Origin of the sequence: Paenibacillus sp. FSL R10-2796, assembly GCF_037965315.1 — a bacterium.
GTDB lineage: Bacteria > Bacillota > Bacilli > Paenibacillales > Paenibacillaceae > Paenibacillus_AQ > Paenibacillus_AQ odorifer.
The window spans coordinates 1-13593 of record NZ_CP150178.1 but is presented as its reverse complement, the minus strand read 5'-3'; the positions used below and the strand labels follow the sequence as shown (position 1 = coordinate 13593).

The window sequence follows — 13593 nt, the reverse complement described above, 5'->3', positions numbered from 1 at the left end:
AACTGAGCAACGAGTGAGTAACAGGCCTAAACCTGAGTTTTGGAAGCTGAGCTTCCGATTTGAATGTTCTCATTGCAGAGAACGATTCTCCATAGAAAGGAGGTGATCCAGCCGCACCTTCCGATACGGCTACCTTGTTACGACTTCACCCCAATCATCTACCCCACCTTCGGCGGCTGGCTCCCTTGCGGGTTACCCCACCGACTTCGGGTGTTGTAAACTCTCGTGGTGTGACGGGCGGTGTGTACAAGACCCGGGAACGTATTCACCGCGGCATGCTGATCCGCGATTACTAGCAATTCCGACTTCATGCAGGCGAGTTGCAGCCTGCAATCCGAACTGAGACCGGCTTTGATGGGATTGGCTCCACCTCGCGGCTTCGCTTCCCGTTGTACCGGCCATTGTAGTACGTGTGTAGCCCAGGTCATAAGGGGCATGATGATTTGACGTCATCCCCACCTTCCTCCGGTTTGTCACCGGCAGTCACTCTAGAGTGCCCAACATTACTTGCTGGCAACTAAAGTTAAGGGTTGCGCTCGTTGCGGGACTTAACCCAACATCTCACGACACGAGCTGACGACAACCATGCACCACCTGTCTCCTCTGTCCCGAAGGCCGCTGCTATCTCTAGCAGATTCAGAGGGATGTCAAGACCTGGTAAGGTTCTTCGCGTTGCTTCGAATTAAACCACATACTCCACTGCTTGTGCGGGTCCCCGTCAATTCCTTTGAGTTTCAGTCTTGCGACCGTACTCCCCAGGCGGAGTGCTTACTGTGTTAACTTCGGCACCAAGGGTATCGAAACCCCTAACACCTAGCACTCATCGTTTACGGCGTGGACTACCAGGGTATCTAATCCTGTTTGCTCCCCACGCTTTCGCGCCTCAGCGTCAGTTACAGCCCAGAAAGTCGCCTTCGCCACTGGTGTTCCTCCACATATCTACGCATTTCACCGCTACACGTGGAATTCCACTTTCCTCTTCTGTACTCAAGCCACCCAGTTTCCAGTGCGACCTCAGGTTGAGCCCAAGGTTTAAACACCAGACTTAAATAGCCGCCTGCGCGCGCTTTACGCCCAATAATTCCGGACAACGCTTGCCCCCTACGTATTACCGCGGCTGCTGGCACGTAGTTAGCCGGGGCTTTCTTCTCAGGTACCGTCACTCCGATAGCAGTTACTCTACCGGACGTTCTTCCCTGGCAACAGAGCTTTACGATCCGAAAACCTTCATCACTCACGCGGCGTTGCTCCGTCAGGCTTTCGCCCATTGCGGAAGATTCCCTACTGCTGCCTCCCGTAGGAGTCTGGGCCGTGTCTCAGTCCCAGTGTGGCCGTTCACCCTCTCAGGTCGGCTACGCATCGTCGCCTTGGTGGGCCGTTACCCCACCAACTAGCTAATGCGCCGCAGGCCCATCCCTCAGTGACAGATTGCTCCGTCTTTCATTCTTCTCTCAGGAGAAAAAAGAAATTATCCGGTATTAGCTACCGTTTCCGGTAGTTATCCCAGTCTGAAGGGCAGGTTGCCTACGTGTTACTCACCCGTCCGCCGCTAAGTTGTTTTGAAAGCAAGCTTTCAAAACAACTCCGCTCGACTTGCATGTATTAGGCACGCCGCCAGCGTTCGTCCTGAGCCAGGATCAAACTCTCCAATTAGTATTGAAAAGAGCGATATGCTCATTTTGAAACATCTGACGAGAAAATTAATTCTCTAATTTTGGATTTCACTTGCGTGATTTCCTACTCACTCGTTGTTCAGTTTTCAAAGATCAAGTTCTCGTTGGCGCCGTTTAATGTCTCAGCAGCAACTCTTATACTATATCATGTTCGGCTATTTAATGTCAAGCTCTTTTTTTAACTTCTTTTTCGAGCTCGGCATGTGTACTTCTTGGCCGGACTTAGAATATATCATGTATGGAGTTGCATTGCAAGAGTTTTTTTGAAATATACTAGATAAATGAGAGACTGTGCTGCCAAAAGCCTCAATACTGCAATATATAATGGCTAGCACAGCCTTATTCCTTTGTACCTACGCCCTAAGCAATGATTTCTTGAATATACAATTCACGTTCCAACATCAAATTAACTATTGTTTCCTCTATCTTAACCATCGGACGTGTAGGGTTTGCGCGATCTGTGAAGATAATCTCCCCATGACGGCCATCACTTAATTTGATTCTAGTGCCATTAAAGAGATCAGTACTCTTCTGTATAAACGTCTGCACAATCACTGGGTCAAGCTTACCGAAGCTTTCTGTCAGAATCTGCTCTAGTACCAAATAAGGAGACTGTGCTCTTCTGTAGGCTCTTTCTAAGGTCATAGCATGGAATATATCTGCTACTGCGACTACTTTAGCGTAGAAATGAATCTGACTGCCGTCCAGCTTCAATGGATAACCAGAGCCATCAATCTTCTCATGATGCTGCAAGGCGGCAAGTCTTACCCCTTCATTAATCGCTGTAACATTGCGTAATAATTGATAACCATATGTAGTGTGTCGGCGAACCTCTTCTATTTCACTATTGTTAAGTGACTCCGGTTTCTGTAAAAGTGAGCTGTCTACTTTTGCATTGCCGATATCATGTAATAATCCTGCAAAAGCAATCTGCATCCAATCCTTTTGTGGGTACCCACACCACTGAGCGATTTTATAGGAGGTCAACGCGGACAACACAGCATTGTGATAGTTGTAATCCTCATATTTTAAAGTGCGCGGTGTAAACTTCAAGACATGATAATCCTTCAAATAACCTATTAATGTCTCTAACTGACTGCGAAGCTCAAAAATAGGAAGTGAAGCTGCCGTTACCGATCGATAGCTGTTCTTAATAAGAGTGAGCATTTTATCGTATTCATCATGTAGAGGAGAATTAGTCTTGGCCAACATCGATTCGTTGATAATGGCTCCAGCTTTAGGGGAGGCTTGCTTAGCTGTTGTTTTGGCTCCATCCGAACTCGCCTCACCTTGGTCACCTTCGATTTCCACTTGCCCAATCAAAAAAGCCTGTAAAATATCTAGATCACGAGGGAGCAATATTTTTCCCTTAGTGAATAAAGTCCCCCCTAAAGGTGTAATTACATCCTTTATTATCTTTGAGCCTGCTTTAACTTCTCCAACCAATATATTTGGCATATACTCAGCCCCTTAATTTCTATAAGCCGTACACCCAGCATTACCTCACATTGATAAGACAGATAATTTCTGAGAAATTAGTACTTTATAGGATTCTATTGGCTAATTATAGTACGGATAAATGGAAGACACTAGTGCAGTGAAAACTATTCTTTCAAAATATTTATTTTATTTTTTGAAGCATCGGTCATTCAAAAAGCAACAAAAAGAGCAAGAACTTCTGTAATAGAAGCCCTTGCTCTTTTTTGAATTCAACCTATTCTAAGTCAGTGTCTTCGTCCTCAGTCAGGATCTCAGGCTGATCAATATCGCCAGATTCCTCGACTGTATCTTGCCCATCCAGGCCTTCTTGCCCTTCCAAGCCTTCCAGACCTTCCACTTCCTCAGATTCATCCTCTTCGTTCTTGTCAGCTCTACACAGAGTAGCTACTGCGTCATCCTCACGGATGTTAATCAGCTTAACCCCTTGAGCATAACGGCCCATAGTAGAAATTCCATCCATGCTGGTACGAATCAGGGTACCGCTAGTCGTAATGATCATTAAGTCTTCATCCTTCTTAACGACCTTAAGACCCACTACAGGACCATTCTTATCGGTGAGATTAATGGTCTTGATCCCTTTACCGCCACGAGTCTGGGAACGATAATCACCAGCTGGTGTCCGTTTACCATAGCCCTTGGTAGTAACAATCAGAACCTCAAGCTCCTTATCGACACAGTCCATACCAATGACATGGTCATTACCGTCAAGCGTAATACCCTTAACGCCAGTCGCGCTACGTCCCATAGAACGCACATCATTCTCTGAGAACGTAATCGACATTCCGCGAGCTGTACCGATAATGAGATTTTGCTGTCCATCAGTCAGCTTAACCTCGATCAGGGAATCTTCTTCACGAAGATTAATAGCAATAAGACCGCCTTTACGGATGTTGTTATAATCCCCAAGAGGCGTCTTCTTCACGATACCCTCGCGGGTAGCAAAGAATAAATATTTATCGCTATCGCCATCTTCCACTTGGATTACTGCACTAATCTTCTCACCTTGTTCGATTTGAATCAGGTTGATGATTGGCGTCCCCCGGGCTGTACGGCCCAATTCTGGGATCTCATAAGCTTTAATCCGGTAAACTTTACCCTTATCGGTAAAGAACATCAGATAGTTATGAGAGTTACTCACGAAGAGATGCTCCACAAAATCCTGGTCCTTGGTGTCCATCCCCATGACTCCGCGACCTCCGCGCTTCTGACTGCGGTAGGTGCTGACAGGTAGACGTTTGATATATCCTGTATGTGTAATAGTGATAACAACCTCTTCACGTGGAATAAGGTCTTCATCCAGGATACTTTCTTCACCAACCGTGATCTCTGTCCGGCGTTCATCAGAATATCTATCACGGATATCCTGCAGCTCGTTGCTGATGATTTCCAGTACAAGATGCTCGTTAGCCAGAATTTCACGGTACTCTGCAATTTTAACGATCAATTCGTTATATTCATTCTCGATCTTTTCCCGTTCCAGACCGGTCAGACGTTGCATCCGCATATCGAGGATAGCCTGAGCCTGCTCTAAACTGAGGCTAAAGGTGCTCATTAAGCCTTCGCGGGCTATATCAGTTGTCCGTGAAGCACGGATTAACGCAATCACCTCATCCAGATGATCAAGCGCAATGCGCAGACCTTCTAAGATATGAGCGCGTGCTTCAGCTTTTTTAAGATCAAATATAGTACGACGACGAATAACTTCAATCTGGTGCTGCAAATAATGATAAAGTACATCACGCAGATTAAGAATTTTCGGCTCGTTATTTACGATGGCAAGCATGTTGATCCCAAATGTGGATTGCATAGAAGTATGTTTATATAGATTGTTTAATACTACATTTGGATTAACATCGCGTCTCATCTCAACAACTACACGCATACCGTTACGGTCAGACTCATCTCGAAGATCCGTTATACCTTCGATCCGTTTCTCACGTACTAATTCTGCGATTTTCTCAACCAATCTTGCTTTGTTAACCTGGTATGGAAGCTCATGCACAATGATGCGAGCCTTGCCGTTGTTCTCTTCGATCGTTGCCTTCGCACGCATGGTCACTGAACCACGTCCCGTACGATAAGCCTGACGAATGCCCTCACGACCCAAAATATATCCAGCCGTAGGGAAATCCGGACCTTGGATAAACTCCATCAATTCCATTGGCGTGATATCAGGATTCTTAATCATCGCCTGCACACCATCGATAACTTCACCAAGGTTATGCGGTGGAATATTAGTAGCCATACCTACAGCAATACCAGATACCCCATTTACGAGCAGATTCGGATAACGGGCTGGCAATACAACCGGCTCATTCTCTTCACCATCATAGTTGGGTGCGAAGTCAACTGTCTCTTTGTTCAAATCACGAAGCATTTCGCCTGCAATCTTGGAGAGACGGGCTTCTGTGTACCGCATCGCCGCGGCCATATCACCATCGATCGAACCAAAGTTCCCGTGACCGTCTACAAGCATATAGCGCATCGAGAAATCCTGAGCCATCCGTACCATTGTTTCATAGACAGCTGAGTCACCGTGAGGGTGGTACTTACCGATAACCTCACCGACGATTCTTGCAGATTTCTTATGAGGCTTATCCGCAGACATTCCAAGCTCCGACATCGCAAACAAAATGCGTCGGTGAACCGGCTTGAGTCCGTCCCGCACATCTGGCAAAGCCCGGCTAACAATGATGCTCATTGCGTAATCCATAAAGGATTCACGCATTTCCACGCCAATGTCCCGATCTTTGACTTGTGGGTTATTTTGTTCAGCCATGAGTTGCTGGACCTCCTTCAGTTAAAAAACCGCTACCCTTAATTATATTACTTTCACAAAAGTAGCACAATTAAACATGATAGCCTTTTATCTTCTAATATTGATTTCTTTTTGCGCTTATCAGGGTATTTGCCCTTTCCGCAAATATCTTTACTACATAGACTGTAAAGACAAGAAACACGGTTTTATTATCCTAATATCGTTCGATAAGGCATAACCCCATATCCTTATATTATACCATTGTTTAGGTAGCTTGTCCTGATTTTCAGCTGTCAAAGATTATGCTGCCACTGCATTTTTTACAACAAGGAACCCAAAGGACCTATTCCTGCACAAAACTCATAAGGAGGAAGATAATGAAGATTCAACGCGTCCCAAGCAAATGGGCTAAAACGAAAGTCATCCTTCAAAATCACTCTCTATTGCAATATGTGCCTGATACCCGTAAATTCGATGTCAATGCTCTTAAGGAGATGCTTGCGTTATATACAATGGTCTATATTAAGCCAGATCGAGGAAGTTATGGTATCGGTGTAATGAGAGCTGAGCAGCGTACTGTAACTCTTAGCACTAGCAAACAGAAAGCTGAACACGGTACCGACCTCGATAACGTTAATAAAGAAGAGCCCGAAGAACAGATCTTGTATATTTTAAGATATGGGAAGACTGCGGAAGTGTTTTTCTCACCAGAAGAGCTGTATGAGAACTTACAGAAACGAATTCAGAATCGAACCTATTTGATTCAAAAAGGGATTGACCTTCTGCGTCATCAAGACCGCCCTTTTGATCTTCGGGTTCTTACCCAAAAGACTCCATCAGGAGTATGGGAAACAACAGGAATGCTTGGAAGAGTAGCTGCCCCTCAAAAAATCGTCACCAATTATCACAGTGGAGGCAGTATCCTTTCCGTAAGTACTCTACTAAAAAATTATATGCCGCCCTCTGAAGTCCTAGTTACGATCAATCACTTAAAAGCTTTGGGTATACAAATCGCGACACAGCTTCAATCTGCCTATCCAGGAATCAAAGAGATTGGTCTGGATATTGCCATGGATCAACATCTGGATATGTGGCTGCTGGAAGTCAACACTCTTCCGTCCATTGCTGTATTCAAATTATTTCCTGATAAATCAATCTATCGTAAAATACATCGCTATGCCGTAGCCTATGGACGTGTAAAAGCAAGAAAATCCCCTTATTCGACCCGCAATAAACAATCTACAAGAGCCTAAAAAGAAGCTTGAAATCAAAGAACCTCCAGCGTTCTCATTCCGTTAGGAATAGAAGCCGGAGGTTGTATTAAATATTGTTCTTACACATCAAGGTATCTAACGTTCTTGGCATGCTCATGGATAAAGTCACGTCTTGGTTCAACATTGTCACCCATAAGTGTATCAAAAATACTATCTGCCAGCATCGCATCTTCAATCGTAACCTGGAGCATCATACGGGTCTCAGGGTCCATCGTTGTGTCCCAAAGTTGGGTTGCATTCATCTCTCCCAAACCTTTGTAACGTTGGACGTTAACCTTAGCATTTTCTCCAAAAGAAGCGATAATATCATCGCGTTCCTTCTCGCTGCCTGCGTAGCGGATAACCTTATTGCGCTCAATCTTAAAGAGAGGAGGCTGTGCAATATAGATATAACCCGCGTCTACTAGCTTCCGCATGTAACGATAGAAGAACGTTAATAATAGCGTTCTAATATGGGCTCCATCGACGTCGGCATCGGTCATAATAACGACTTTATGATAGCGAGCCTTCGATAAGTCAAAGTCATCGCTGATCCCTGTGCCCAAAGCCGTAATGATGGCGCGGATCTCGGCGTTAGATAAAATACGGTCAAGGCGAGCTTTTTCAACGTTTAGGATCTTACCACGCAACGGTAGAATCGCTTGAAAATGGCGATCCCGGCCTTGCTTAGCCGATCCACCCGCTGAGTCACCTTCGACGATGTATAGTTCGCTGATCGAGGCATCCTTGGATGAACAGTCGGCGAGTTTACCAGGCAGAGCACTGACTTCAAGCGCACTCTTCCGACGGGTTAACTCACGTGCCTTACGGGCAGCTTCTCGTGCGCGCGACGCGGAAAGTGACTTCTCAAGAACGCGACGTGATACTGCTGGGTTTTCTTCCAGGAACTCTTGTAATTTCTCTCCGAACAGTGATTCTACGATACCCCGCACTTCACTATTTCCGAGCTTAGTTTTCGTTTGACCTTCGAATTGTGGATCTGGAATTTTGACAGAAATAATGGCTGTCAATCCTTCACGCACGTCATCACCAGTCAGATTCGAATTGCTATCCTTCAATACTCCCGCTTTACGAGCATAATCGTTGATGATACGGGTCAGCGCACTTTTAAAGCCGGATTCATGCGTTCCGCCCTCATGCGTATTAATATTATTCGCAAAAGAGTAGATGTTCTCAGTATACGAATCGTTATATTGGAGAGCCACTTCAACTTGGATCATATCGCGTGAGCCTTCCACGTAGATCGGATCCTCATGTAGTGCTTCTTTTTTCTCATTCAAATATTTCACATATTCAACGATACCACCCTCGTATTTGAACACGTTGGTGACATCCGTCCGCTCATCATGAAGTGAAAGCTCGATTCCTTTGTTAAGAAAAGCCAGCTCCCGAATACGAGTAAGCAGTGTCGAATATTCAAAAACTGTGGTTTCCGTAAATATTTCAGGATCCGGATGAAAGGTTGTAGTCGTTCCTGTCTCATCTGAATCGCCAACGATTTTGATGTCATACTGCGGTGCACCACGTCTATATTCCTGTTGGTAGATATGACCGTCACGTTTGACCTTAACAAGGACCTTTTCAGACAAGGCATTCACTACAGAGATACCCACACCATGCAAACCACCGGAAACTTTATATCCGCCACCGCCGAATTTACCGCCTGCATGCAGCACGGTCATTACGACTTCAAGCGTCGACTTCTTAAGCTTTACATTCTCACCTACAGGTATGCCACGTCCATTATCGATAACAGTGATCGCGTTATCCTCATGTATAATCACTTGAATCCGGTCACAATAACCTGCGAGTGCCTCATCGATACTATTATCGACGACCTCCCATACCAAGTGATGGAGACCTTTAGAACTAGTCGAACCAATATACATGCCCGGACGTTTCCGAACCGCTTCCAGCCCTTCCAGTACCTGAATCTGGCTCTCATCATATGTCGGTTGATTCATTGACATGCCTTCACCTACTTCTTTCTGATTATCTCTTTGTTACCCAATGCAAGTTATATTTCGAGCAAAATTTTGGCTCTTTTTTTAAGAGTGGAGGAGGAAATGGGGGAGTAATACACGATATTTTTAGTTACGACAATAGATTTTGCTTCCTCTTCGCCAATCCGCTCAAGCTTCTTATCCTGCTCAGAGTGAATAACGAATTGCTTAGATACCTTGGAAGATTTCTCAATCGAAATATCAAATATAGCAATTAACTCCGAAGACCTAATGATCTTCTCCCCGCCCAAATGAATATACATGATCGTCCTCCGCTCTTTTATAACTCAACTTTTCCATCATGAACATGAAATAGGCTGGCGCCCTTTAATTTATCGGCATTCAGACCCTCAATTCCGGTAGCGGTAATGAATGTCTGTACCTTGCTTTGAAAGGTTTCAATAAGCTGGGTCTGGCGGTAAGGATCAAGCTCGGATAAAACATCATCAAGAAGCAGCACAGGATATTCTCCGATTTCCTCATGGATCAGCTCGATTTCCGCCAGCTTAAGCGATAAAGCCGTGGTACGCTGCTGTCCTTGAGAACCGTAGACCTGAGCTTCCCTTCCGTTGATAAAAAAGGACAGGTCATCCCGATGGGGACCCGTCAGCGTCATGCCGCGCCTGATTTCTTGTTCTCTCGTTTGTGATAACTTTAACATAAAATTGTCTAATAAGACAGCTTCATCTTCCTCATCCCGATCGCCGAAAGAGGGGACATAGAGCAATTTCAGTTCTTCTCCGCCGTTCGTAATCCCCCGGTGAATGCTTTCAGCCCATATTTGCAGCTTCTTTATGAATTGTTTCCTTTTTTTGACGATTTTAACACCATGCTCTACAAGTTGAGCATCCCAGATTTCCAGAAGCTCTTTCCCTGCAGCCTCTTTTCCCCATAATTGCTTTAAGAGATTACCTCTTTGCAAGAGAACTTTTTGATACTGCTGTAGGTGAAATAGATAACTAGGCTGGACTTGGCCGATCTCCATATCAAGAAAACGCCGTCTGATACCAGGGGTCCCTTTTACAATCTCTAAATCTTCCGGTGCAAACATGACCACATTCAGAGATCCAACAAACTCACTAAGGCGCCGCTGCTCCAAACCATTGATCTTGGCTTTTTTACCTTTGGCAGATAGGGTGAGCTCCAGCTTGAGATCGCCATACTTGCGTTCCACCTCGGCAACGATCTGAGCTGCATCTCCGGGGGCATCGAAGGAGATAAGTTCGCGGTCCTTAGAGGTGCGGTGGCTTTTGGTCATCGCCAGGACGAACAATGCCTCCATGAGGTTTGTTTTGCCTTGGGCGTTCTGACCCAGAATCAGATTCACATCGCCCAGGCTCTCCAGACGCAGCAGCCCGTAATTCCGATAATGCTGCAGACCGATATTTTTAACAAACACGAAATGGTTCCTCCCCTAGCGTACTACTCTTTTACTCCTCCGCCTTCAACCTCAAAGGTACCGTTATCCTGCACTTCGATTTTGTCACCCGGATAAAGTTTTCTGCCGCGCCGTTCCTCTACCTCTCCGTTGACCAATACGTGACCTTCCTGCAATAAAGCTTTGGCCATTCCACCTGTGGATACACAATCTGCGAGTTTCAGAAATTGGTCCAGCTTAATGTATCCACTGTGGATAAGTATTTTTTTCATGGTTTTTATCCTTTCAGCCACTTATCCACATGTTCATGAATGTTGGCATTAATTTGTTGTACGGTAAGGCAAAATGATATACAAGCTATTGGTTTGGTCAAGTGGTTTCAAAATGATCGGACTCATCATCCCTGTAAATGCAATAACGAGCTGCTCACTCTCTATGACCTTTAATACATCAAGCATATATTTCGAGTTGAAAGATATTTTGAGAGGTTCACCTTTGAAATCAATGACTTCAAGTTCCTCGCGAACCTTACCCAGCTCTGATGAGCTTGAAGAAATTTCAATACCGCCTTGATCAAGCGTCTGCATACGAACAATATTTGTTTTTTCTTCCCGGGACAGCAAATAAGCACGATCAATCGATTCGCTTAATTTTTTTGTATCTAAAGTTAGTTCTGTTTTGTAGGTTGTTGGAATAATTCTAGAAGTATCAGGATAAATCCCATCTAGGATCCGTGAATAAAACAGTACTTTGTCGATTTTGAAGAGTACTTGATTATCCGCAACGACAATATCAACCAGCATATTTTGGTCAGGGATAATTTTGCTGAGCTCATTAAGGGTTTTACCGGCAATAACAATATTTCCGAAATTGACATTTTCCGTGCCTTCAAGTTTAGCAGCTCTTGTTGCCAAGCGGTGACGGTCAGTCGCTGTAAACTTAAACTCATTGTCACTCAGATTCCATAGTATACCCGTTAATATCGGAGTTGTCTCTTGGGTAGAAATAGAAAAGGCTGTTTGTTTAATCATATTTTTCAGCAAATCACCTGGTAGAGAGATCGTGTCATTCTCTTCAATGCTCGGTAACACTGGGAATTCTTCAGGGTCTAAACCTACCATCTGAATCTCAGTGGATCCGGAAGAAATGTACGTTTGGAATCCTTCTTTTACTTCCATGTGGATTTCTTTGGAGGGCAGCTTCTTAATAATCTCGACGAAAAATTTAGCGGGAAGGACAACACTTCCTGGCTGATCTATCTTCACGATGGTGTGGCTGTCATTCTCTGCTGGAATAAACGATTGAATAGAAATATCGGTATCACTTGCAGTTAATGTGACGCCTTGATGGCTAACTTCCAGTTTAATACCGGTCAAAATAGGGATTGTTGTTCTGCTGGATATAGCTTTGGATACGTGTTGAATGGATTCGTTGAGCTCATTTTTAAGAATGCTTATTTTCATGATTTCACTCCTAGCTGAAAAATTGGGAATTTCGATGGATTTGAGTCTGTTAATTACGCGTCTTTACATGATGAATTATTATAGTTATTTAATAGTATTAGTAGTAGGGGCGACGAATATGTGGATAACCCCACCAAACAGCATAAAATTAAGCCTACCCACATGTGTATAGATTGTGTATAGGCTCTTTGTTCCTCTTAGGAAGGATTTTTAATTTTCTCCGCAAGATTATTTACCACTTTGTACAACTCCTGATCGACCTTTAATGCCTGTGTAATTTTATCGTGCGCATGAATTACGGTCGTATGGTCACGTCCTCCGAAAGCCTCACCAATCTTAGGCAGCGAATAATCCGTTAGTTCACGGGATAGATACATTGCGATTTGACGTGGAAACGCTACGGCTTTGGTTCTTTTGCGTGCTTTGAAGTCTTCAAGGCGCAAATTGTAGTATTCTCCGACTTTTTGCTGAATATCAGCGATGGTGATCATCTTGGGACGACTGGAAGGAATAATATCCTTGAGCGCTTCAGCTGCCAAATGAGTGGTTACATCCTGGTTGGTAAGCGAAGAATAAGCAACTACCCGGATTAATGCACCCTCAAGCTCACGAATATTGGTGTCAATCTGGTTGGCAATATACATCATGGCCTCATTAGGGATATCAAGGTTCTCTGCCTTAGCCTTTTTGCGTAAAATCGCAATCCGGGTCTCCAGATCTGGTGGTTGAATATCCGTAATCAAGCCCCATTCGAACCGGGAACGCAGCCGTTCTTCCAGTGTGGGAATTTCCTTTGGTGGTCGGTCGCTGGAGATGATAATTTGCTTGCGTTCTTCGTGGAGCGCATTGAAAGTATGGAAAAACTCCTCCTGTGTAGACTCTTTTCCAGCGAGGAATTGAATGTCGTCGATAAGCAAAATGTCAACATTACGATACTTGTTACGGAAGCTTTCACCGCGGTTATCACGGATCGAATTGATAAATTCATTCGTGAATTTCTCAGACGAGATGTAAATTACCTTGTTATTTGGGTTATGTTCCAGGACATAGTGCCCAATTGCGTGCATCAAATGGGTTTTGCCCAGACCTACACCACCGTATAAAAACAAGGGATTGTATGCTTTGGCTGGTGCTTCGGCCACTGCCAGTGAGGCTGCATGAGCAAAGCGGTTCCCAGAGCCGATTACAAAGGTGTCAAAAGTGTACTTTGGATTGAGCAGATGCGTTTGTGCTTCTTCTCTTGATACTACGGGAGTCGGAGCGGATTGTTGAACCACAAGCTCAGGCGGCTTGCTTTCTTCAATCACGAATTTTACATCCACTTGTTTCCCTGTGACTTCGTAGACGGTTGCTCCTACCAGTTTGGTGTAACGACTTTCCAGCCATTCTACTGCAAACGTTGTAGGTGCCGAGATAATGAGAACCTGGGAGTTGAAGGTTATCGCTTTAGTAGCCTTAAACCAGGTATCAAAGCTCGGCTTGCTTAATTTGGTTTGAATAATCGATAAAATTTGCTGCCATAATTCGGAAGTATGGCTGTCCAC

At 44.5% G+C, this 13593-nt stretch carries 9 protein-coding genes and 1 rRNA gene; 1 reads left to right on the top strand and 9 read right to left on the bottom strand.

Annotated elements, in window-relative coordinates:
• Window positions 1-95 precede the first annotated feature (95 nt).
• The 3 genes from NST58_RS00050 to gyrA form a co-directional block, all read right to left on the bottom strand.
• A 16S ribosomal RNA gene (locus NST58_RS00050) occupies window positions 96-1653 on the bottom strand.
• Window positions 1654-2033: 380 nt separating this feature from the next.
• A complete protein-coding gene (locus NST58_RS00045) occupies window positions 2034-3131 on the bottom strand; it encodes an HD-GYP domain-containing protein (protein ID WP_076124333.1) in 1098 nt (365 codons plus the stop codon).
• A gap of 256 nt (window positions 3132-3387) precedes the next feature.
• Window positions 3388-5952, bottom strand: coding sequence for a DNA gyrase subunit A (gyrA, locus tag NST58_RS00040; protein WP_036677722.1), 2565 nt, complete (start codon window positions 5950-5952; stop codon window positions 3388-3390).
• Between the two features lie 356 nt (window positions 5953-6308).
• On the opposite strand from gyrA, the gene NST58_RS00035 reads away from it, so the two are divergent.
• Window positions 6309-7184 (top strand): YheC/YheD family protein, encoded by an 876-nt coding sequence (locus NST58_RS00035; RefSeq protein WP_076282221.1) that lies wholly within the window; start codon window positions 6309-6311, stop codon window positions 7182-7184.
• 80 nt (window positions 7185-7264) lie between these two features.
• Here NST58_RS00035 and gyrB read toward each other — a convergent pair whose 3' ends face one another.
• The 6 genes from gyrB to dnaA all read right to left on the bottom strand — a co-directional run bounded on the left by gyrB (window position 7265) and on the right by dnaA (window position 13593).
• Window positions 7265-9175, bottom strand: a complete 1911-nt coding sequence (gyrB, locus tag NST58_RS00030) for a DNA topoisomerase (ATP-hydrolyzing) subunit B (protein ID WP_036677726.1) — start codon at window positions 9173-9175, stop codon at window positions 7265-7267.
• Window positions 9176-9222: 47 nt separating this feature from the next.
• Window positions 9223-9471: an extracellular matrix/biofilm biosynthesis regulator RemA family protein gene (locus NST58_RS00025; protein ID WP_036677731.1), complete on the bottom strand. Its 249-nt coding sequence runs from the start codon at window positions 9469-9471 to the stop codon at window positions 9223-9225.
• A gap of 17 nt (window positions 9472-9488) precedes the next feature.
• The gene (gene recF, locus NST58_RS00020; protein ID WP_248548866.1) at window positions 9489-10607 is read right to left on the bottom strand and encodes a DNA replication/repair protein RecF; all 1119 of its coding nucleotides are present in this window, start codon (window positions 10605-10607) and stop codon (window positions 9489-9491) included.
• A 23-nt stretch (window positions 10608-10630) separates the two neighbouring features.
• A complete protein-coding gene (gene yaaA / locus NST58_RS00015; protein ID WP_036677736.1) occupies window positions 10631-10858 on the bottom strand; it encodes a S4 domain-containing protein YaaA in 228 nt (75 codons plus the stop codon).
• Window positions 10859-10906: 48 nt separating this feature from the next.
• On the bottom strand, window positions 10907-12049 hold the full coding sequence (dnaN, locus tag NST58_RS00010; protein ID WP_036677739.1) for a DNA polymerase III subunit beta: 1143 nt from the start codon (window positions 12047-12049) through the stop codon (window positions 10907-10909).
• Between the two features lie 197 nt (window positions 12050-12246).
• On the bottom strand, window positions 12247-13593 hold the full coding sequence (gene dnaA, locus NST58_RS00005) for a chromosomal replication initiator protein DnaA (RefSeq protein WP_036677741.1): 1347 nt from the start codon (window positions 13591-13593) through the stop codon (window positions 12247-12249).